The sequence below is a fragment of the Methylobacterium fujisawaense genome (assembly GCF_014138435.1).
Lineage (GTDB): Bacteria > Pseudomonadota > Alphaproteobacteria > Rhizobiales > Beijerinckiaceae > Methylobacterium > Methylobacterium fujisawaense.
Genome location: NZ_JACJIM010000008.1, coordinates 72,453 through 93,637, shown reverse-complemented (window position 1 = coordinate 93,637; position 21,185 = coordinate 72,453). Strand labels below are relative to the sequence as shown.

At 71.3% G+C, this 21,185-nt stretch carries 19 protein-coding genes; 14 read left to right on the top strand and 5 right to left on the bottom strand.

The window, feature by feature from the left end; translation table 11 throughout:
* Positions 1-8: 8 nt before the first annotated feature.
* Together GGQ91_RS23200 and GGQ91_RS23195 are read right to left on the bottom strand one after the other, a co-directional pair.
* Positions 9-788 (bottom strand): Crp/Fnr family transcriptional regulator, encoded by a 780-nt coding sequence (locus tag GGQ91_RS23200; protein WP_043756572.1) that lies wholly within the window; start codon positions 786-788, stop codon positions 9-11.
* 308 nt (positions 789-1,096) lie between these two features.
* Entirely contained in the window at positions 1,097-1,315 is a 219-nt protein-coding gene (locus GGQ91_RS23195; RefSeq protein ID WP_182592934.1) for a DUF6894 family protein, read from the bottom strand.
* A gap of 326 nt (positions 1,316-1,641) precedes the next feature.
* Between GGQ91_RS23195 and urtA the strand changes: the two genes are divergently transcribed.
* From urtA to GGQ91_RS23160, 7 genes are all read left to right on the top strand, one after another.
* Positions 1,642-2,937: an urea ABC transporter substrate-binding protein gene (gene urtA, locus GGQ91_RS23190; RefSeq protein WP_182592933.1), complete on the top strand. Its 1,296-nt coding sequence runs from the start codon at positions 1,642-1,644 to the stop codon at positions 2,935-2,937.
* Between the two features lie 280 nt (positions 2,938-3,217).
* Positions 3,218-4,792 carry an urea ABC transporter permease subunit UrtB gene (gene urtB, locus GGQ91_RS23185; RefSeq protein ID WP_182592932.1) on the top strand — a complete coding sequence of 525 codons (1,575 nt, stop codon included), beginning with the start codon at positions 3,218-3,220 and terminating at the stop codon, positions 4,790-4,792.
* A 5-nt stretch (positions 4,793-4,797) separates the two neighbouring features.
* Entirely contained in the window at positions 4,798-5,952 is a 1,155-nt protein-coding gene (urtC, locus tag GGQ91_RS23180) for an urea ABC transporter permease subunit UrtC (protein ID WP_182592931.1), read from the top strand.
* On the top strand, positions 5,949-6,752 hold the full coding sequence (gene urtD / locus GGQ91_RS23175) for an urea ABC transporter ATP-binding protein UrtD (RefSeq protein ID WP_182592930.1): 804 nt from the start codon (positions 5,949-5,951) through the stop codon (positions 6,750-6,752). Before urtC ends, urtD begins: the two co-directional genes overlap by 4 nt.
* A 2-nt stretch (positions 6,753-6,754) precedes the next feature.
* The gene (urtE, locus tag GGQ91_RS23170; RefSeq protein WP_182592929.1) at positions 6,755-7,450 is read left to right on the top strand and encodes an urea ABC transporter ATP-binding subunit UrtE; all 696 of its coding nucleotides are present in this window, start codon (positions 6,755-6,757) and stop codon (positions 7,448-7,450) included.
* A 371-nt stretch (positions 7,451-7,821) separates the two neighbouring features.
* Positions 7,822-7,959, top strand: a complete 138-nt coding sequence (locus GGQ91_RS23165; protein WP_236952905.1) for a hypothetical protein — start codon at positions 7,822-7,824, stop codon at positions 7,957-7,959.
* 160 nt (positions 7,960-8,119) lie between these two features.
* Positions 8,120-8,404, top strand: a complete 285-nt coding sequence (locus tag GGQ91_RS23160) for a hypothetical protein (protein ID WP_182592928.1) — start codon at positions 8,120-8,122, stop codon at positions 8,402-8,404.
* 31 nt (positions 8,405-8,435) lie between these two features.
* Here the strand turns inward: GGQ91_RS23160 and GGQ91_RS23155 are convergent, their stop codons facing one another.
* The 3 genes from GGQ91_RS23155 to GGQ91_RS23145 all read right to left on the bottom strand — a co-directional run bounded on the left by GGQ91_RS23155 (position 8,436) and on the right by GGQ91_RS23145 (position 12,120).
* The gene (locus GGQ91_RS23155) at positions 8,436-10,082 is read right to left on the bottom strand and encodes a hybrid sensor histidine kinase/response regulator (RefSeq protein WP_075379991.1); all 1,647 of its coding nucleotides are present in this window, start codon (positions 10,080-10,082) and stop codon (positions 8,436-8,438) included.
* Positions 10,083-10,577: 495 nt separating this feature from the next.
* Positions 10,578-11,402, bottom strand: coding sequence for a hypothetical protein (locus GGQ91_RS23150; protein ID WP_182592927.1), 825 nt, complete (start codon positions 11,400-11,402; stop codon positions 10,578-10,580).
* An 85-nt stretch (positions 11,403-11,487) separates the two neighbouring features.
* Positions 11,488-12,120 carry a LuxR C-terminal-related transcriptional regulator gene (locus GGQ91_RS23145; protein ID WP_043389341.1) on the bottom strand — a complete coding sequence of 211 codons (633 nt, stop codon included), beginning with the start codon at positions 12,118-12,120 and terminating at the stop codon, positions 11,488-11,490.
* 274 nt (positions 12,121-12,394) lie between these two features.
* Here GGQ91_RS23145 and GGQ91_RS23140 point away from each other — a divergent pair, with 274 nt between their 5' ends.
* The 7 genes from GGQ91_RS23140 to GGQ91_RS23110 all read left to right on the top strand — a co-directional run bounded on the left by GGQ91_RS23140 (position 12,395) and on the right by GGQ91_RS23110 (position 21,126).
* A complete protein-coding gene (locus tag GGQ91_RS23140; RefSeq protein WP_043355314.1) occupies positions 12,395-12,988 on the top strand; it encodes a hypothetical protein in 594 nt (197 codons plus the stop codon).
* 3 nt (positions 12,989-12,991) lie between these two features.
* Positions 12,992-14,092 carry an AAA family ATPase gene (locus GGQ91_RS23135; protein WP_043355315.1) on the top strand — a complete coding sequence of 367 codons (1,101 nt, stop codon included), beginning with the start codon at positions 12,992-12,994 and terminating at the stop codon, positions 14,090-14,092.
* A 69-nt stretch (positions 14,093-14,161) separates the two neighbouring features.
* The gene (locus GGQ91_RS23130; protein WP_182592926.1) at positions 14,162-16,117 is read left to right on the top strand and encodes an AAA family ATPase; all 1,956 of its coding nucleotides are present in this window, start codon (positions 14,162-14,164) and stop codon (positions 16,115-16,117) included.
* A 22-nt stretch (positions 16,118-16,139) separates the two neighbouring features.
* Positions 16,140-17,501: a hypothetical protein gene (locus GGQ91_RS23125; protein ID WP_182592925.1), complete on the top strand. Its 1,362-nt coding sequence runs from the start codon at positions 16,140-16,142 to the stop codon at positions 17,499-17,501.
* Positions 17,498-18,937 (top strand): peptidoglycan-binding protein, encoded by a 1,440-nt coding sequence (locus GGQ91_RS23120; RefSeq protein WP_043355317.1) that lies wholly within the window; start codon positions 17,498-17,500, stop codon positions 18,935-18,937. The genes GGQ91_RS23125 and GGQ91_RS23120 overlap by 4 nt, the downstream gene beginning before the upstream one ends.
* 9 nt (positions 18,938-18,946) lie before the next feature.
* Complete coding sequence (locus GGQ91_RS23115) at positions 18,947-20,293, top strand: hypothetical protein (protein ID WP_182592924.1); 1,347 nt, start codon at positions 18,947-18,949, stop codon at positions 20,291-20,293.
* Positions 20,294-20,346: 53 nt separating this feature from the next.
* Complete coding sequence (locus tag GGQ91_RS23110) at positions 20,347-21,126, top strand: hypothetical protein (RefSeq protein ID WP_182592923.1); 780 nt, start codon at positions 20,347-20,349, stop codon at positions 21,124-21,126.
* Positions 21,127-21,185: the final 59 nt, after the last annotated feature.

Sequence of the window (21,185 nt, the reverse complement as noted above, 5' to 3'; positions counted from 1 at the left end):
GGCGGCGCTCACGGTCCCGACGCCGCCCGCACCTGGCCGGTCATCTGGGGGAGCGCGCCGAGCGCCTCCGGGGTCTGGGTCGATCCGGGCAGGAGGAGGTAATCCGGCGTGAAGCCGGAAAAGTCCTGCAGTCGCTTCAGGTTCGGCACGCGCACGCTCTTGCGTCCGCTCTCGATCAGTCCGGCCCTGCGCAGATCCGAGAGGACCCGCGAGAGGTGGACGTTCGAGAGCCCCGCCGTGTCGGCCAGTTCCGACTGCGCCAGCGGCAGGCGGTAGTCGGGCTCCAGGCCGAGGCCGACGGCATTCAGGCGGGCGAAGAGTTCGCAGATGATATGGGCGACCTGCCGGTCGGCGGACCGGCGCCCCACCCCGACCAGCCATTCCTGGAGCACGGCTTCGTCGACCAGAACCGACCACCACAGGGCGCGGTAGATGTTGGGCCGGCGGGCGGCGAGCTCCTTGATCGTCCGGTAGGGCACGGAGGCGACGGTGCAGGGCGTCAGCGTCGCCACGGAGTGGATCGCCCGGTTCAGGAGGGAGGCGTGCAGGTCGCAGCCGTCGCCGGGCACCAGATAGGCGAGGATCGATCGCCCCCCGTCGGGCACGAGCTTGTAGCGGCAGGCAAATCCCTGAAGGATCACGTAGGCGGCGTCGGGCCGCTCGCCTTCCGAGACCAAGTCGCGCCCCGCCTCGACCTGCGCGGTCGCGCTGGTCGCAGCGTCCAGCGCGGCCATGTCGGCCTCATCCAGGTCTGCGCGCAGCGCCAGCTTGCGAAGGAAGGGGTTCAAGGGATGTTCCGGAAGGACCGCGCCGCGTCACGAGCCGCGCCAGCGTAAACGCGCGACCGCCTATTCCTACTCCCTCGGGTCATCACATCACCGTCTCGTCCGGCCCCGGATGCCGACGGCCTCGATCCGCCGGACCATTGAACGGCCGGGCATACCGCTGCCCGGATGCGGCGTTCAGCAGAACCGGGCAAGAGCCGGACCGTTTGGGATCCACAGCCTGCGCCGGGACGAGCCACGCGACGGGAAGGCCGTGCAGACCCGCCCGTCAGGCCCAGGCTCGGCCGGATCGCGCGGGTGAGCCCGGCGCATCAGGAAAGCCGAAGCGTGCGCAGGACGGTGCCGGCCCCGTCGTGGATCTCCATGCGCCAGCCCTCCCCGGCGTCCGGCAGATCGCCGGCGCGCCGGAACTCCTCGATCAGCACCAGCGCTTCCGCTTCCGCTTGCGCGATCGACGCGGCCAGGACGCCCACCTCGTCCTCGATCGTCTCGCCGTCGCTGCTCAGGCGAAAATAGTAGCGCTCTGCCATATCATCCTTCTGCACAGGCCCGGACCCGATTTCGACCCGCCCGCGGGCTGCCGCCCGTCGGGCGACGCGTCCGCGCGCCGCGGGTTGAGGTAAGTGGCATCGATCCGCGCCCGATCAACGTGTCGGCGAAAACCCGATGGCAGATGCCCACCGGTTGATCCCGCCGCCGCCCGAAGCAGCATGAAGCTGCCGGTCTCGCGGGCGAAACGCCGCCCATCTGTGCGCCGCTCCGGCCGGGCCGCCGCGCGATGAGGCATGCCTAAATATGTGGCATACGATTTGCGAAGCCCCGAACCGTCGCAAGGAAGACGACGCAGGGGACCGCCATGAAGGCATTTGGAACTTGGGCTTCGGCCGCCGCGCTGGCCGCCGGGCTCGCGATGGGCGCCCTGGGGGCAAGCCCCGCGCGGGCTCAGGAGACCATCAAGGTCGGCATCCTGCACTCGCTGTCGGGCACGATGGCGATCTCGGAGACCACCCTCAAGGACGCGATGCTGATGCTCATCGCCGAGCAGAACGCCAAGGGCGGCGTGCTCGGCAAGAAGCTGGAGCCGGTGGTGGTCGACCCGGCCTCGAACTGGCCGCTCTTCGCCGAGAAGGCCCGCGAGCTGATCAGCAAGGACAAGGTCGCGGCCGTGTTCGGCTGCTGGACCAGCGTGTCGCGCAAGTCGGTGCTGCCGGTGTTCAAGGAACTCGACAACATCCTGTTCTACCCCGTCCAGTACGAGGGCGAGGAGAGCGAGCGGAACGTGTTCTACACCGGCGCCGCCCCGAACCAGCAGGCGATCCCGGCCGTCGACTACCTGATGTCGGAGGATGGCGGCGGCGCCAAGCGCTGGGTGCTGGAGGGGACCGACTACGTCTACCCCCGCACCACCAACAAGATCCTCGAAGCCTATCTCAAGTCCAAGGGCGTCAAGGACGAGGACATCCTGATCAACTACACGCCGTTCGGCTTCTCGGACTGGCAGACCGAGGTGTCGAAGATCAAGGCCTTCGGCTCGGCCGGCAAGAAGACCGCCGTGGTCTCGACCATCAACGGCGACGCCAACGTGCCGTTCTACAAGGAGCTCGGCAACCAGGGCATCAAGGCCACCGACATCCCGGTCGTCGCCTTCTCGGTGGGCGAGGAGGAGCTCGCCGGCATCGACGCCAAGCCGCTGGTCGGCCACCTCGCCGCCTGGAACTACTTCGAATCGATCAAGACCCCGGAGAACGAGGCCTTCATCAAGAAGTGGCAGGCGTTCAAGAAGAACCCCAAGGCCGTCACCAACGACCCGATGGAGGCCCACTATATCGGCTTCAACATGTGGGTGAAGGCGGTCGAGAAGGCCGGCACCACCGACCCCGACAAGGTGATCGACGCCCTGCCGGGCATCGAGCAGAAGAACCTCACCGGCGGCACCGCCACGATGCTGCCGAACCACCACATCACCAAGCCGGTCTTCATCGGCGAGATCGAGGCGAACGGCCAGTTCGACGTGGTCTGGAAGACCGACACGCTGATCCCCGGCGAGGCGTGGTCGAAGCAGCTCGAGGGCTCGAAGGACCTCGAGGCCGACTGGGTCAAGCTCAAGTGCGGCAACTACAACACCAAGACCAAGACCTGCGGCGGCGCCTGAGGGGCGCTCCCGCTGAACGAAGGTGCCGGACCTCCAGTTCGGTCCGGCACCTTCGGATCGCGGTGAGGCGCGGGTCCCCTCTCCCGTGCGGGAGAGGGACAGGGTGAGGGATCAGGTCCTTCCGGACAGCGCGCACCCCTCACCCCAACCCTCTCCCGCCCGGGAGAGGGGGCCCGTCGCGCCTCGCATCGACCGATCCGTGCAGACCGCGGCCGCCCGTTGGCGAACTCAGGTGCCGCACGCGTCCCCGTCCCGCTTCCCAGGCGCAACGAAAGTCTCGATGCTCCGTCTCCTCACCCTCCTCGTCCTTCTGCTGGCCGCCCCCGCGCTGGCCCAGGCGCCCGATCCCTACGGCCAGCTCGCCGGGGACGGCTACGCCGAGATCGAGGCGGGCGTCTCCGGCCTCGCGGCCAGCGGCGACCCGCGCGCGGACGCGATCCTGTCGGCCCTGTCGGACGGACGGCTGCTGGTGCGCCCCGCCGACAGGACCCTGCTGATCCGGCAGGGCGGCACTCTGGTCGACGCCCGGACCGGCGCCGCCGCCGCCGACAGTCCCGACCTCAAGCCCGTGCGCGCCAACAACCGGGTCCGCCGGGCGATCGAAGCCGCCCGCGGGCAGCTCGACCTCGCGAGCCCCGATCCGGGAAAGCGGCGCATCGCCGCCGACGCGGTGTTCAAGGCAAGGGACGCGGCGGCCCTGCCGGCCCTCGACGCCGCCCTGGCGCGCGAGACCAGCGCGCCCGTCCGGCAGGCTTTGACCGAGGCCCGCGCCGCCGTGCTGCTCGCCAGGCCCGGCACCGCGGAGACCGACCGGATTGCCGCAATTCCCGCCATCCAGGCCCGGGGCGATGGCGACGCGATGGGCATCCTGCGCGGTCTGGCGGCGGATCCGAGCGAGGCGGTGCGCAATGCCGCCGCCCGGGGCATCGCGGCGATCGAGACGCGGCTCGCGATCCTCGGGGCCCTCCAGAACGTCTGGTACGGGATCTCGCTGGGCTCGGTCCTGCTGCTCGCCGCCATCGGACTCGCCATCACCTTCGGGGTGATGGGCGTGATCAACATGGCCCACGGCGAGATGGTGATGCTCGGCGCCTACACGACCTATGGCGTGCAGGAGCTGATCCGCACCCAGGCGCCGTCCCTGTTCGGCTGGTCGCTGGCGATCAGCATCCCCTGCGCGTTCCTGGTCGCCGGCCTTGTCGGCGTGCTGATCGAGCGGTTCATCATCCGCTTCCTCTACGGGCGCCCGCTGGAGACGCTGCTCGCCACCTTCGGGGTCAGCCTCGCGCTCCAGCAGGGCGTGCGCTCGATCTTCGGCCCGACCAACCGCGAGGTCGGCGCCCCCGCCTTCATGAGCGGCGCCTTCGATTTCTACGGCCTGTCGATCACCTGGGGCCGGATGTGGATCATCGCGTTCGCGCTGGCCGTGTTCCTGGGCCTGCTGTTCGTGCTCAGAAAAACGTCGTTCGGCCTGAAGACCCGGGCGGTCACCCAGAACCGGCGCATGGCCGCCGCCATGGGCATCCGCACCCCCTACGTCGACGCCCTGACCTTCGGGCTCGGCTCCGGCATCGCCGGCATCGCCGGGGTGGCGCTGTCGCAGATCGACAACGTCTCGCCCAATCTCGGCCAGGGCTACATCATCGACTCTTTCCTCGTGGTCGTTTTCGGCGGCGTCGGCAACCTCTGGGGGACGCTGGTGGCGGCGCTGACACTCGGCGTCGTCAACAAGCTCGCCGAGCCGTATGTCGGCGCGGTGCTCGCCAAGATCGGCCTCCTGGTCTTCATCATCCTGTTCATCCAGAAGCGCCCGCGCGGCCTCTTCGCGCTCAAGGGCCGGGCGGTGGAATCGTGAGCCCCATGCCGTCCCGCCCCCCTCTCATCGACCTGAAGGGCTGGATCTTCCTCGCCGTCCTGGCCGCCTTCTGCGGCGCCGTGCCGGTGCTGAACCTCGCGGTGCCGGAGGGCTCCGGCCTGCACCTGCCGACCTACCTCGTCTCGCTGTTCGGCAAGTACCTCGCCTACGCGCTGCTCGCGGTGAGCCTCGACCTCGTCTGGGGCTATTGCGGCATCCTCTCGCTCGGCCACGGGGCGTTCTTCGCGCTGGGCGGCTACGCGATGGGCATGTACCTGATGCGCCAGATCGGCTCCCGGGGCGTCTACGGCAACCCGGTCCTGCCCGACTTCATGGTGTTCCTGAACTACAAGGCCCTGCCCTGGTACTGGCTGGGCTTCGACCACTTCGCCTTCGCGGCCCTGATGGTGCTGCTGGTGCCGGGGCTGCTCGCCTTCGTGTTCGGCTGGCTCGCCTTCCGGTCGCGGGTCACGGGCGTCTACCTGTCGATCATCACCCAGGCGCTGACCTACGCGCTGATGCTCGCCTTCTTCCGCAACGACATGGGCCTCGGCGGCAACAACGGCCTCACGGACTTCAAGGATCTTCTGGGATTTTCCGTCCAGTCCCAGAATTTCCGCGTCGGCATCTTCGTGGCGACCGGCGTGGCCTTGGCTTCGGGCTACCTGATCGCCCGGGTCATGACGGTCTCGGCGTATGGAAAGATCCTGATCGCCGTGCGCGATGCCGAGAGCCGCACGCGCTTCCTCGGCTACCGGCCGGAGCACTTCAAGACGCTGGCCTTCACGGTCTCGGCCATGATGGCGGGCGTCGCCGGCGCCCTCTACGTGCCGCAGGTCGGCATCATCAACCCGGGGGAGTTCGCCCCCACCAACTCCATCGAGACGGTGATCTGGGTGGCGGTGGGCGGGCGCGGCACGCTGGTCGGCGCGGCTCTGGGCGCCGTGCTGGTCAACTACGCCAAGACCGTGCTCACCGGCGCGATGCCCGACGCGTGGCTGTTCGCGCTGGGCGCCCTGTTCGTGGTCGTGACGCTGTTCCTGCCGCGCGGCCTCGTCGGCACCGCGATCGAGCGGCTCGGCAGCCGGCGCGCGGCGGCCAAGCTGCCGCCGGAGCCCGAGATCGCCCCGGAACGCGTCGAGCAAGGGCAGGGCGCATGACCACCGACCTCCTCGAATCTCCGGATGCCGCGGCCCGCGGTCCCGCCAACCGGAAGCGGGAGACGGACGCGCTCCTCTACCTCGACGACCTGCGGGTGACCTTCGACGGCTACAAGGCCCTGCGCGGCCTGTCGCTGACCCTGGCCCGGGGCGAGTTGCGGGCGATCATCGGGCCGAACGGCGCCGGCAAGACCACCATGATGGACTGCATCACCGGCAAGACCCGGCCGGACAGCGGCATCGCGCTGTTCGACGGCACCCATGACCTGCTCAGGAGCGACGAGCCGGCGATCGCCGACCTCGGCATCGGCCGCAAGTTCCAGAAGCCGACCGTGTTCGAGAGCCACACGGTCGCCGACAACATCCTCCTCGCCCTCAAAGGCCCCCGCGCGGCCTTCGCTTCCCTGTTCGGCTGGCGCAACCGGGTGGAGGCCGCGCGGATCGACGCCCTCTTGGAGACCGTCGGCCTGCTGGCCCACCGGGGCCGCCCGGCCGCCGATCTCAGCCACGGCCAGAAGCAGTGGCTGGAGATCGGCATGCTCCTCGCCCAGGATCCCAAGCTCCTGCTGGTCGACGAGCCGGTGGCCGGCATGACCGACGCCGAGACCGCCGAGACCGCCCGGCTGCTCCGGCGGATCGCGGGCGAGCACGCCGTCCTCGTGGTGGAGCACGACATGCACTTCGTCCGCGACCTCGGCTGCCGGGTCACCTGCCTGCACGAGGGCGCAGTGCTGGCCGAGGGTTCGATCGACGCGGTCTCGGCCGACCCGCGGGTGGTCGAAGTCTATCTGGGACGATGACCATGCTCAGTGTCGAAGGCATCGACCTCTATTACGGCGCCGCCCAGGCGCTCCGCGGCGTCTCCCTGACGGCCGAGGCCGGGCGGGTGACGACGGTGCTCGGCCGCAACGGCGTGGGCAAGACCTCGCTGATGCGGGCGATCGTCGGCCAGCAGCCGGTGCGCTCCGGCGCGATCCGGCTCGACGGCCGTCCCATTCAGAACCTCGCCCCCTACGACCGGGCGCGGGCCGGGATCGCCTTCGTGCCCCAGGGCCGCGAGATCTTCCCGCTGCTCACCGTCAAGGAGAACCTGGAGACCGGCTTCGCGCCGCTGAAGCGCCGCGACCGCCACATCCCGGGGGAGATCTACGACCTGTTCCCGGTGCTCAAGGACATGCTGCACCGGCGCGGCGGCGATCTCTCGGGGGGCCAGCAGCAGCAGCTCGCCATCGCCCGGGCGCTGGTGACCCGGCCGAAGCTCCTCGTGCTCGACGAGCCCACGGAGGGCATCCAGCCCTCGATCATCAAGGATATCGGCCGGGCGATCACCTATCTCCGGTCCAGGGGCGAGATGGCGATCGTGCTGGTCGAGCAGTATTTCGCGTGGGCGCGCGACCTCTGCGATTCCTACGCGGTGATGGATCGCGGGCAGGTGGTGCTCGCCGGCCCCCGGGCCGGGATGGTCGAGGCCGACGTGCTCCGGTGGATGTCGGTGTAGGGCGCGCCGGTCGCCGCGCCCCTGCCGGTGCTGCGCCGGAGGCACTTGGGAATCCGGCCCTCCGATCCGATTATTCGGACGGATGTTCAGCAATCAGACGATGGGCATCCGAAACGCCGGTCACGAAATCTGTGTTCACCGCCTCGTTCGGCCAAGGTTAAACCACAATTTGGGTTCGCCATGGGGGTCAACCACGGGGGCGCCCATGACGATCCTGGATCCGATCACCGGCGAGCTGGTCACCATCTCCCTACCAAGGCCGCGTCCGCAGACCGGTCCGCGCTGACAGGCGGTGGGGCCTCATGACGAACGCGACCGATCGAAGAACCGGACGCCGCGGCGGTCGTAGCGGCCGCCCCCAGATCCGGACGATGCCGCCGGGTCTGCTGCTGGCCGGCGGCACGGGGGCGAACGCCGCGCTGACGGCCATCGACCTCATCGCCCAGGCCCGCGCGGCCCGCCGAGAGGCCGAATCGCGCGACGGTGCGGACCGCGCGGAGCAGGGCTGACGGCGGCGACCGATTCGGTCACGCCATCGCCCGCCTGTGAGAATCGGGCTCCGCGCGACGCGGGCGTCCCGCCGGCTGCCGGGCCGGCACGGTCCGGCTTGAAAGCACCCGCGCAGGAGGGTCAGAAGGCGCCAGCCTCGCAACCGCTGACGGGTGACTCATGAAGATCGGCGTCCTGATCCTGGCCGGAGCCTGCGGCGTGATCGTCGGGATCGTCATCGGATACGTGGCGGGCACGCGCGTCAGCCAGGCCTTCGCACGGCTGCCGGTGACCGACCGCTCCCCCGCCGCCCAGGCGCTCCGGATCGTCTCGCAGATCGCCACCGAGCACGGCCTCACCCGGGACGCGCTGCTGAAGGCGATGATCGACTTTCAGGCCGGCGGGGAGGGGACGGAGCGTCCCGGCAAGGGTACCGGCAAGGACCGGCGCGATCTGGCCCGGTAAGGGGAAATCCGCGACCGCATGCGTGCCGGCCTCACGCGACCGGCACCGGCCGCGGGCGCAGCCTGATGCTGGCGGCGATGAGGACGGAGCGCAGCTCGGCCGGCCGAACCGGCTTCGAGAGGATCGGGATGTCCGGTGCGCCCAGATCCTCGCGCACGCGCGCCTCGTCATGGCCGCTCATCACCACCGCCGGCAGCGCACGGCCCGCCAGGTCGCGGACCGCCGCGATGCACTCCGTTCCCGTCACGCCGCTCCCGAGTTCGAAGTCGGTGATGAGGAGGTCGATCTCGGGCAGCGCAGCGGGGATCCCGGCCTCGGCCTGAACGCGGCATCCCCATTTGCGCAGCAGGCTGGCCGTCGCCCGCAGGACGGCGCCGTCATCCTCCACCAGCAGCACGCGCAGCCCGCCGATCGTCGCCGGCGGGTCGAGGGCGTCGCGCGCGGCCGCGGGCACCGGAGCCTCGGCGAGGGGGAGGTCGCCGATGGTCACGCAGGTTCCGCGCCCCGGCACCGAGCGCAGGGTCACCGCCAGGTCCAGCAGCGCGCCGAGCCGCCGGACGATCGGCAGGCCCAGGCCCACGCCCTCGACGTCCCGGTCGCCGCGGCGGCGGATCTGGTAGAATTCGTCGAAGACCCTGTCCTGATGCTCGGCCGGGATTCCCGGGCCGCGATCGTAGACCTGGATGGCGAGCCGACCGCCCCGCCGCCGGCACGCGATCAGGATCGGCCGGCCGGGCGCGTACTTGATCGCGTTGTTGACGACGTTCTGCAGCATCGTCGTGAGCAGCGCCCGGTCGGTGTCCACGACGCTGGCGCAGGCACGGCGGCGCAGGACCGTCCCGGCAAGCTGGGCGGCCTCCGAATTCTGGCGCCACACGTCGTCGAGGATGTCGTTGATCGGGACAGGCTCGGGGCGGGGCACCACCCGGCCGCTGTCGAGGGTCGAGATATCCAGAAGCGACTTGAACAGGCGCGAGACGCTCTGCAGCGACCGGTCGATGTTCTCGACCATCTGCAGTTCCTCCCGACCCAGCGCGGCGTCCCGCAGGCAGGCGGTGAACAGGCTGATGGCATGGATCGGCTGGCGCAGATCGTGGCTCGCCTGAGCCAGGAAGCGCGACTTGGACAGGTTCGCCTCCTGCTCGCGCTCATAGGCGCGGCGCAGACGCTCCAGGAGGCTGTAGATGTAGGTCGGCACGAGGACGGTGATGGCCGCCAGCGTCAGGACGAGAAACGGATTGCCGCGCCAGTACGCGTTGAAATACGTCGTGACCGCGAGCGAGACCAGGGCCGCGGCCGTGGACGCCTTCAGGGAGGTGCCCCCGTAGCGCAGGCCGTTGCCGACGATCAGCCGGATGACGATCGCGTAGAGCGGCAGGAACGGCGCGCCGCCCACGGCCATCGCGTAGGTCATTCCGCCGAGATCGAGGGCGAAGGTGACGACGCGGCGCGGCGTGTTGCTGCCGGGATGCCGGGCGATCCAGCCGTACAGCGCGACGGCGAAGACCCAATGGCCGGTCACGAGATAGGCGACGAACCGGGCTTCCGGCGGGGCGATGCCACCGTAGATCTGGGGCAGGAGATACAGGCAGGCGCAGCCGATGACGACGGCTCGGATGAGGGCCTGCGCCTTCTCGTTGTCGTACGCCTCGTCCCGCTGGCGGCGCGGCTGGAACATCGGCGATCAGGCCGGGCCGGAAGCGAACGGCACGGCCCCGACGCCGTCCCGGGACTTCATGGGGGCTGCGCCTCCGGCATACGGCCCGCCCCCCCTCCTGCCGGCCCCGGTATCCTGCTGTCGCGTCATCGTGCGAACTGCCCAGCCGTATCACCGCCCGGACCCGGGCAACGGCCGCAACCGTCGCCGACCGAGGACAGATCTCTCAAGCCTACCTGAGGGTGAGCAGCACTACCAGTGGTAAAAAGAAGGGGCGATCGGGCGACGCGGACGGCATTTCCGGGCGCCGGGCGGCTATACAATCCTCGACAATCCTCGACAATCCTCGACACAGCCCAGTCCGATCATCGCAACAACATCGATTTGGAAAATATTCAGTGTGATCTTGTTTACGACACTGCAAAAATAGTCTCGCTCCACGGCCGAGTGCTCCCGGCGACCGGCACCCCGTGGCGTGGCGGGTGGCCCTCCGGGAGGCCGGCCGGGTGGCCGGCCTCAGCGGTAGGTGCCGGTGGCCGGGTCGAATCGATAGAGGCGGGCATCCCGGTCCGTGGCCGGACGCAGGCTGCCGTCCGCGCCCAGCACGGTGCCGCTGAGGGTGACCCGGACCGGGGGCCACGCGGCGGGATCGCGGGGATCCTCCGGCCGGATCTCCAGCCGGCCCTCGCTCGTGCCCATCCGGCAGGGCTCCTCCTCGACGCAGGCGGCCGAGCCGTCCGAGCCGGCCGAAACCTCGCCCGCCAGCACCCAACGCGTCGGCGCCCCGTAGAACTGCAGGAGGAGAAAGGAGAAGTCGCGGGCCCCGGCCGCACCGGAAGCCGCAAGGCGCAGGCCCATCAGGAGGCGCCCCCGGCTCAGCGGCTTGAACACCGCGCCTCGCTGCTCGTCCACCGCCGGGGCGCTGCCGTTGCGGTTTCCGGTCCCGATCCGCCCGGACAGGGTCTGCACCCCCGCGAGACGCCAGCGCATGTCCTTGAGGGCGTAGGTGGCGGCCGCGACGCTCCGCCGGTTGGGCGCGGCGGCATCCTCGCCCGGCGCCGGCATCGTGACGAACCCGGTGAACCAGCTCCCGGTCTCGGTGGAGAACATCGCGGCGGTCCAGAACTCCGCCGTGCGGCCGTCCTTCATCCGGCAGGTCTCGGCTTCCTTGTCGGCGGGCCGCCCGCAGACCGCCGCCAGCACCGTGGCATGCGGCAGCATGGCGAGGTCGGGATCGGCCGCAGCGGGCCGGGCGGCCAGTCCGGACAGCCCCGCCAGGCCCAGACCCGCCAGACGCCGCATGCGGGCCGGACGCCCGACCCCGTGTCCCGATCGCCTCATGCCCCGGCCTTTGCCACGGGGTCCGCGACGGCGACATTCGGACAGGTGTACGATCGGACGCGCCGCAGCCGCCGCCCCTCCCCCCTCATTCACCGACACCGGCCGTCGCGGCTTTCGCGGCCGCCGCGGAACGGGAGGTGACGTCGAGGGCCCGCAGGAGCGCCGAGACGTGGATGCGGACGGTGAAGGGCGAGATATCCAGTTCCCGGGCGATCTCCTTGTTGGTGTGCCCCCGGGCGACGAGGCGCAGCACGTCGCGCTGGCGCTGCGTCAGGGGCGGGAGCGGTCCGCGCGGTAGGGCGAGGCCCGAGACGGGGCTTCGCCGGATCACGAACTCCCCGTCGCGAATCGCCGCGATCGCCTGGGCGATCTCCGCTGCCGGCAACGCCTTGCCGATGAAGCCGTCGGCGCCCTCGGCCATGACGGTCCGGATCAGGCCCTCGTCGTCGGTCATCGACACGACGACGATCGAGGCCCGCTCGAACTCGACGCGCAGCGCACCGATGGAGTGCCGGGGATCGAGGCCGGGGAACAGAAGGTCGAGGAAGAACGCCCGGGGCGGCGGCCCGGTGCGGGCCATTGCCAGGACCTGCTCCATCGTGGCGGCCTCCCGGACGAGGGCCTGGGGATAGAGCCGTTCGGTGATGCGCCGCATGCCCTCGCGGAACAGCGGATGATCGTCGGCGACGATGAGGGTCTCGCGCGCGGAGCCGTTCATTCCACTCCCGATCGCAGCATCGGAATCTTTCCCCACGACGTCCCCAGCACAGGGCCATGCCGGATGAAATCCAGGCCCTGTCAAGGGTGCGACGATAGGTCAGATACACTAGTAGACCGGTTTTTTCCGCATGCCTAGAAGTCAGCCCGTCATGATGACAGGCATCGGCCGCCGGTTCTTTTGAATCTTTCCAAAAACATCAAGGCTGTTTGTCCTGTCGTGCGTGCCGATGCGGCGCACGAATTACGTCGTTCCATGTTCGGGGGCCTGCTGGATGTCGGAAGTCGAGCGCCAGAATGCTGAGCGGCAGGCTCAGGACAGGCTGTCCGGTCCCCACGCGGCCCCGAGCCCGGCGGCATCCGCCAAGCCGGCCCTGTCGCCGAGCCTCATCGCGATCGTGGGCGGGCTGGTGGCAGCGGGCGCCGTCGCGGGCGTGCTGCTCTCGGGCGGCGGCGAGACCGCCGGGACGGCCGAGCGGCCGGCCCTGAACCTCGTCAAGACGGGCGCGATCGACAAGGCCGCCGAAACCCTGCCCGCCGACGAGAAGGACAAGATCGTCGCCGAAGCCAAGGCCTGCCGGGCGCCCCTGGGCCTGATGCGCCTGTCGAAGACGAAGGCCGATGCCGGCGGCGTGGTGCGCATCCGCGCCGGGAACTACCTGTCGCCGGCCTTCAACATCACCGACGGGCCGATCAACATCGCGGTCCCGTTCCCGGCCCCCTACGAGGCCGGCAAGGGCGAGATCGTCATCGAGGGCGCCGCCAAGGACGTGTTCGTCGAGCTGACCCCGGGTTTGACGGTCGATACCACCGCGGGCGTCAAGCGGATCCCCGTGATCTGGAACACCAGCAAGCCCTGCGGAGGCTGACGGATGTCGAAATCCGCCATCCTCCCCTTCGTCGTCTCCGGCCTCGTGGTCGCGGTCCTCACGCCGCTCCTGCTGAGCACCGATTACGGCCCGGTCGCCTGGTGGAACGCCGCCGGAGCGGAGCTGCGGTGGAGGGCGGCGATCGGGATCGCCGTCGCCCTGCTGGCGGCGCTGGGCCTCGCCGCGACCGCGACGGCCGCCCGCAAGGCGGAGGCCGGCCTCGGGCAGCCGGCCGGGGGCCTGCTCGCCCTGCCGCGCCTGATCGTGGCGCCGCGCCGGGTCGTGGAGGCCCGGTCTCCCGAGGCCGTGATCGCGAATCTGGAGAACATGGTCGGGCTCGCGCCGGTCAAGCGCGAGGTCAACGCCCTGATCGCGCGGCTGGAACTGGAGCAGCGGCGGCGCGCCGAGGGCCTGCCGGTGGCGGCGATCAGCCAGCACATGGTGTTCACCGGGCCTCCCGGCGTCGGCAAGACCGAGGTCGCCCGGGCGATCGGCGAGATCTACCGGTCCCTCGAGGTGCTGCGCCGCGGGCATCTCGTGGAGGTCGACCGCGCGGCCCTGGTGGCGGGCTATGTCGGCCAGACCGCAGCCAAGACCCTGGAGAAGTGCCACGAGGCCCTCGACGGCATCCTGTTCATCGACGAGGCCTACACCCTGGCCGCCGGCGGCGGCGGCGGGGGCGACTTCGGCAAGGAGGCGATCGACACCCTCCTCAAGTTCATGGAGGACAACCGCGACCGGATCATCGTGATCGTCGCCGGCTACACCAACGACATGCGCCGGTTCATCGACACCAATCCGGGACTGGCCGGCCGCTTCACCAAGACCGTCGAATTCCCGCCCTACAGCCCGAAGGATCTCTGCGAGATCCTGAAGCGCATGGCGGCCCGGCAGCAATTCGCGCTCCCCGAGGGGTTCGAGGCGGCGCTCACCCCCTGGCTCGCGCAGCGGTCCCGCGCCGAGGACTGGTCGAACGCCCGCGAGATGCGGACCCTCCTGGAGAAGGCCCGCGAGGCCCAGGCCGCCCGGGTCGCCCTGCAGGGCGGCGACCTGCGCCGCCTGGAGATCGTCGATCTGCTCCGCGCCACCGGCGAGGACGCCTGACGGCGAGACGATCGCGGGACGCCCCGCGCCCGTTCAGCACCACGGCCAGCACCAAGGTTTGTCACGTCCATGGAACGCCTCGACAAGCATCCGGTCGCGCTCTTCGCGGTCATCGTGCTGGGTGCCACCGGCCTGCTGGTCGCCCTGCGGCCGGACCTGCTCGGGCCGCTCGCCGCGACGCCCGCGGCTCTGCTGCGCAACGGCCTGATCCTCGGCGGCCTCGTCGGGGGCCTCCTGGCGGCGAGCTACATCCCGGCGCGGATCGAGGCGACGCGGCGCGCCCTGGACCAGGCCCGGGCGAGCCGCAGGATCCGCCCGATCCGCTTCGTGGACGACGGCGCGGGCGCGGAGAAGAAGGACCTCCTGGCCACCGCGCTCGCGACCCTCGACGGCATGGTCGGCCTCGACCCCGTGAAGCTGGAGGTGAAGGGCGTCATCGCCCGGATGCAGGTGGAGCAGCAGCGCCGCGCCCAGAACCTGCCGGTGGCGGCCATGAGCCAGCACATGGTGTTCACCGGGCCCCCCGGCGTCGGCAAGACCGAGGTCGCCCGGATCCTCGGCAACGTCTTCAAGGCGCTGAAGGTGCTGCGCAAGGGCCACGTCGTGGAGGTCGACCGGGCCGGGCTGGTGGCGGGCTATGCCGGCCAGACCGCGATCAAGACCCTGGAGCGCTGCCGCGAGGCCCTCGACGGCATCCTGTTCATCGACGAGGCCTACACCCTGGCCGCCGCCGGCGGGGGCGGGGGCGACTTCGGCAAGGAGGCGATCGACACCCTCCTCAAGTTCATGGAGGACAACCGCGACCGGATCATCGTGATCGTCGCCGGCTACACCAACGACATGCGCCGGTTCATCGACACGAATCCGGGGCTCGCCAGCCGCTTCACCAAGACCGTCGAGTTCCCGCCCTACAGCCCGCCGGAACTCGCCGAGATCCTGAAGCGCATGGCGGCCGGCCAGGGCTTCGTCATGCCGGAGGGGTTCGAGAAGGACCTCGCGGCCTATGTCGGCGCCCGGTCCAAGGCCGAGGACTGGGCCAATGCCCGCGAGATGCGCACGGTGCTGGAGAAGGCCCGCCAGGCGCAGGCGCTGCGCCTCGCCGCCAGCCCCGGCGGCGACATCAACCGGCTCGAACCCGCCGACATCGCCGCGGCCCTCGGCCGCCAGGCCGGCGGCGCGGTCGACATGGACGCCGCCCGGAAGGTCATGGCCCGCCTCGACGCGATGATCGGGCTCGCGCCGGTCAAGGAGCAGGTGAAGACCGTGGCGGCGCGGGTGCTGGTCGATGCCCGGCGCCGCGCCGAGGGCATCGAGGTCGGCGCGGTGAGCCAGCACATGGTGTTCACCGGCCCGCCCGGCGTCGGCAAGACCGAGGTGGCGCGCATCATGGGCGACATCTTCCGGGCGCTCGGCGTCCTGCGGAAGGGGCACGTGGTCGAGGTCGACCGGGCCGGGCTGGTGGCGGGCTATGTCGGCCAGACCGCGGCCAAGACCCTGGAGCGCTGCCGCGAGGCCCTCGACGGCATCCTGTTCATCGACGAGGCCTACACCCTGGCCGAGGGCGGCGGGGGCGGGGGCGACTTCGGCAAGGAGGCGATCGACACCCTCCTCAAGTTCATGGAGGACAACCGCGACCGGATCATCGTGATCGTCGCCGGCTACACCGACGACATGGCCCGGTTCATCGACACGAATCCCGGCCTCGCCGGCCGCTTCACCAAGACCGTCGAATTCCCGGCCTACGATCCTTACGACCTCGTCGAGATCCTGCGCCTGATGGCGTCGCGGCAATCCTTCCGGCTGCCGCCGCGCTTCGAGACCCTGCTGATCCCGTGGGTCGAGCAGCGCGCGCAGCGGCACGACTGGGCGAATGCCCGCGCGATGCGCACCCTCCTGGAGCGCCTGCGCGAGGCCCAGGCGATGCGGCTCGCCAGCGATCCCCTGGGCGATTACGGCCAGTTCGAGCTCGTGGATTTCGAGCGGGCGCTCGGCGGCGGCGCCCCGCGCCCCGCCGCATTGTCGTGACGGCCCGGGAGCCGTCGCGGCCATGAGCATCGCACGCGAGGACTGGCTGCGCGCGCACGCGACCCTCTGGTACGACGATCGCCGCTACCGCCTGGCCTGGCTCGCCCTGCCGCAGGCCGTGACCTGCGCGGTGGCGGGCCTGTGCATGGCGCTGGCCGCGCAGGGCGTCTGGGGTCAGCCGGCCACCGCCTCGAAGGCGCGGATCGCCGAGCTGAGCGCCCTGCGCGACCGGGCCGGCAAGGACGGCGACCGCACGGCGTTCGACGCGCTGACCGCCGCGGCCACCCGGGGCCAGATCGACGCCGCGACCAAGCTCGGGACGCTCTACGACCCGCTGACCGCCGCCTACTTCCCCAGCAAGCCCGCGCCGAACGATTTCGCCCGGGCGGCCGCCCTCTACGGACCGGGCGCCGCGATCGGCGACCTCCTGGCGGTCGCGCGCCTCGCGGACGTGCTGCTCGATCCGGCCAACCCCAACCGCGACCTCCGGCGCGGCTGCCGCCTCGCCCAGACCTGGTTCGACGATCCCGAGACGCTCGAGCGCACGATCACCGGCGAGGAGCGGCTCACCGTCAAGCTCGCCACCTGCTACGTCGAGCCCGAGAGCGGCCTGCCGCAGGACCCGGTCCGGGCCGGGGGGCTGGTGACCGCGGTGCTGTGGCGCAAGCACCGGCCGACGATGGACGCCTTCATCAACAATCTCGGCCAGCAGAACCCCGCCCTGGTGTCGGGCCTCCAGCGGCATCTGGCCGAGCAGCGTCGCTATATCGGCCCCGTGGACGGGCGGCCCAATCCCGGGATCATCACGGCCCTCCAGGTGGAGGCGGGGATCACCAACACGGTCGCGACCCCGCGGCCCGAGCCGCGGCGGATGGCGCCCAAGGGCCCGGATCCGGAGGTGATCGCCCTCGCGACCGCCGCCCGGGCCGGCGACCGGCGGAAGCTGGCCGAGCTCAAGGGCCGGGCCGATGCCGGGGACGCGGACGCGCTCACCGCCTATGCGCGCCTGTTCAACCCGGTGATGAACAAGGGCGACGTCTTCGCGCCGGACGCGCAGGTCGCCGTGGCCGCCTACGAGCGCGCCGCGGCCGCCGGGAACGGCATGGCGGCGGGCGAGGCCGCGGTGCTCCACGATTCCGGCTACGGCAACGTCGCCAAGGATCCCCGGAAGGCCGCGGCCCTCGCCCTGCGGGGCATCGACCTCAAGGACGACCAGATCACCTTCTGGCTGCTGTTCCCCGAGGCGGGGCACTGGAGCGACGGGTTCTGGGGCGCCCTCCAGGCCGAACTGACCACCCGCGGCTTCTACACGCTCCCGGTCGAGAACACGCGCAATCCGGCGGTCATCACGGCCCTGCGCGCCTACATGAAAGCCAAGTCATGAGCGGCGTCTTGATCGGGACCGACCGGCTCCGGGCGCACGCGACGCTCTGGTACGCGGATGCGCGCTACCGCCTCGCCTGGCTGGTCCTGCCCCAGGCCGCGGTCGCGCTCCTGGCCGGCCTCGCCCTCGCGCTGCTGAAGCCCGCGGGCGAGTGGGGCAAGCCCGCCGACAGCAAGGAGAACGAGAAGCTCTATCTCGACCTGCTCGACAAGGCCGGCAAGGACGGCGACAGGGCCGCCTTCGAGAAGCTCAAGGCGGGTGCCGAGGCCGGCGACGTCAGCGCCCGCTCGTTCATGGGCGCCCTCTACAATCCCGAATGGGCCGCGCTCTACGTCAAGAATCCCGTCAAGCCCGACGCCGCCAAGGCCCTGACCTACTACCAGAAGCCCGCCGACCTCGGCTTCCCCGGGGCCCAGCGCGGCATGACCGAACTCCTGCTCAACAGAGGCCGCGGCCAATACGATCTCAAGCGGGGCTGCCGCTACGGGCTGGCCTTCCACGCGAACCCGGTCGCCGCCCGGAACGCCTATCTCGATTCCTGGTCGACGCTCTACTGGATCGCCGGCTGCTACACCGATGCCGAGAGCGGCGTCCCGCGCGATCCGCAGAAGGCCGCCGATCTCTACATGGACACGGTGGCGGCCAAGCTGCCGCTGGCGGTCACCACCTTCACGGACGAGCTCGGCCGCCAGCCCCCCGACCTCGTGGCGGCGATCCAGCGCAATCTCGCGAAGCGCGGCTTCTACACGGGCCCCGCCGACGGGTCGGCGACGCCGCAGACGCGCGCGGCCGTGCAGGCGCTGGCCGGCAGGGCCGCCGGCCCGCAGACCAATCCGGGGACCGGCAATCCAGGGGCGGGCAATTCCGGGGCTGGCAATTCCGGGGCGGGCAATTCCGGCCCCGGAAAGCCGGGCACGCCGCCGCCCGCGACACCACCCGCCTCCGCGCCGAGCGTCGAGGCGTTGATGGCGCTGTTCAAGAGCGCCACCACCAACGCCGCCGACGAGGCGAAGCTCAGGAGCCTGGCGGAGAGCGGGGTCTCGGTGGCGCAGTATCTCTACGCGCTGCTCCTGTCGCCGGCGAACACGGAGCAGCGGATCACCGCCCCCGACGGCCTCTTGGCGCGGCGGTATCTGGAGCGCCTCGCGGGCGAGGCCTCCTTCGCCCCCGCGGCGGCCTCGGCGGCGTTCCTGTTCGATATCGGCGGCGCCGGCCTGCAGCGGGATCCCGGCAAGGCGGCCGACATGACGATCCGCGCCCTCGAACTCAAGTCCACCGAGATCCTGCAGAACCTCGAGCAGGACAAATGGGGCGTCGGCTTCTGGGCCGCGCTCCAGCAACGCCTCGCCGACCGGAATCTCTACCAGGGCCGCGTCGTCGACCAGCGCAACGACCGCACCATCCAGGCGGCCCGCCGCCTCCTCGGCAATCCATAGGAGACGGCCATGGCCCCCCGCCGCCGTTCGAATCCTGCGCGGTTCCCGGCCCCTCGGGCCGGGCGCCGCCTCGCCCTCTTCGCCGCCGCCCTGTCGGCCGGCCTCCTCCTGCCCGCCGCCGCGCAGGCGCAGATCAAGGTCCGCAAGGCCGATTGCTTCTTCGCGGCCGACGGCAGGACCGTCATCGACGGGGTCTGCGAGTTCCTGACCGATGCGCGCAGCTACGGCGTGGGCGGGTTCCGCCTCGCCACCTACGACAACGGCTACCTGCGCGACGGGGTGGTCGTGTCGGTGACGGCGCCGGGCCGGGGCACGGCCACCTGGAACCGGGAGCCCGGCGGCAAGCCCGAGGACGGCCCCTCCGACGGCGTCACGTCGGAGGGCGCCTGCTGGACCGGGTCCCGGAGCCGGGTCTGCGCCTGGAAGGTCGGCGAGGGCCGCCCCGGCTTCGGCGGGGCTCCCGCGGCGGCGCCCGAGGCCGGCGCGCCGCGGGCCGCCGATTGCTACCTCGAGGTCGCCGGCGATGTCCGCCTCGACGGGGCCTGCCAGTTCCGGGCGGAGACCGGGCAGACCGGTGCCCGCGGCTTCGAGATCCGCTCCTATTCCGGGAGCAAGCTCGACGTCGTGGCGCAGCTCGTCCGAGACCCGCAGAACCCGCTGAAGGCCACCGCCTTCTGGAACGGGTCGTCGGGTGGCCTGCGCGCCGCCGAATCCCTCGGCGCCCTGTCCCCGAGCGGCCCCTGCTGGGACAATGACGGCGTCCGTCTCTGCGTCTGGCAGCCCGGCCAGCCTCGCGGCGGCTGGGACCGGCGGGACGGCGGGACCGCGCCTTCCCGCGATCGGCCCGCCGAAGCGCGGGCTCCGGCCCCGCCCGACACGCCGCCGCCGCCGTCGCAGTCACCGTCTCCACCGCCCGCGCCCCGCGACACCGCGGAGGCGCGGGACCCGCCGCCGGGCACGTTCCTGAAGCTGTCCTTCAAGGGCCGCTGCGAATCCCTGGTGATGGACGGGGAGGACCTCACCGCCCTCTGCGCCTCGGGTGCGGTGAACACCTCCGTCGTCGGGAGCCCGAAGGCCGGGTTCATCTTCGGCACCACCGACGGCAAGGCCATGGCGTTCCTGGCCTCGGCGAAGGGCCTCGTCGCGGGTGGCACCCTGCGCCAGCCCATCGACGAGCTGATGTACGCCGAGCGCGACCAGTCCACCATCAAGGTGAAGGGCACCTGCGAGTTGCCCAACCCGATGGGCGGCCCGGTGGTCATCACGTGCAACGCCCAGTCGACGAACAGCACCTACGCGGTCCGGTTCCGCACCGATGGCGGCAAGCCGGTCCTGGAGCGCTCCGACCCGAAGTGAGCGTCCCGCCCGCGGTCCACGACCGCCCGTCCCGCAGGCCGAGGAGGAGTCCCATGGCACACAGCGTCCCGAAGTCGAGAGCGGCCGGGGTCGTGCGGCCTGGGCGACCCGGCTTCGGCTTCCTCTTCGGCCTCCTCGGCCTCCTCGGGCTCTGCCTCGCGGGGCCGGCGCTCGCCGGATCCACGAGCGTGACCGCGCGCCCCGGACAGCGGATCCGCCTCGACGGCTACGCCACCCACGAGACCCGGCCGGGCTGCCCGTCGGTTCCGGCGGCCGCGGTCGAACTGGTCACGCCGCCCCGCGGCGGACGCATCGAGCAGCGGCGCGAATTCCTGGTCCTCGGCCGGAACACCGACGGCACCCCGTCGCGGGACGGCTGCCAGGATGTCGAGCGGGACGCGCGGGCGCTCTACTACACGGCCCGGCCCGATTTCTCCGGCCTGGACACGGTGTCGGTGATCGTCACCTTCGTCACCGGCGAGGAGGCGACCTACACCTACAGGATCACGGTGCCCGAGGGCGAAGGCCGGCGGGCGCCGGCGGTGTCCCAGGCACCCGCCCCCCGCGACGCGGGCCTCTCGCGGCCGGCCCCGACGGCGCGCGCCGCTCCGGCCGAGCGAGCGGCTCCGGCTCCGGCGCCTCAGGAGGCCAGCACCGGCGACTTCCTGCGCGACGCGGTCCGCGGCGCGGTCCCGGCCGGCCGGCCGGCACCGGCTTCGCCGCCCCCGAAGGCTGCAGAGGCCGCGGCGCCCGTATCCGGCACGCCCGCACCGCCCGCGCTGCCGCCACAGCAACTGGCACCGCCGCGCCCGCCCGCCGCGCCGCAGCTCTGACGCGCCGCGGACGGTCAGCCCTGCGGCGGAGGCCGCCCCCCCCATCGCCAAGCCGAGGA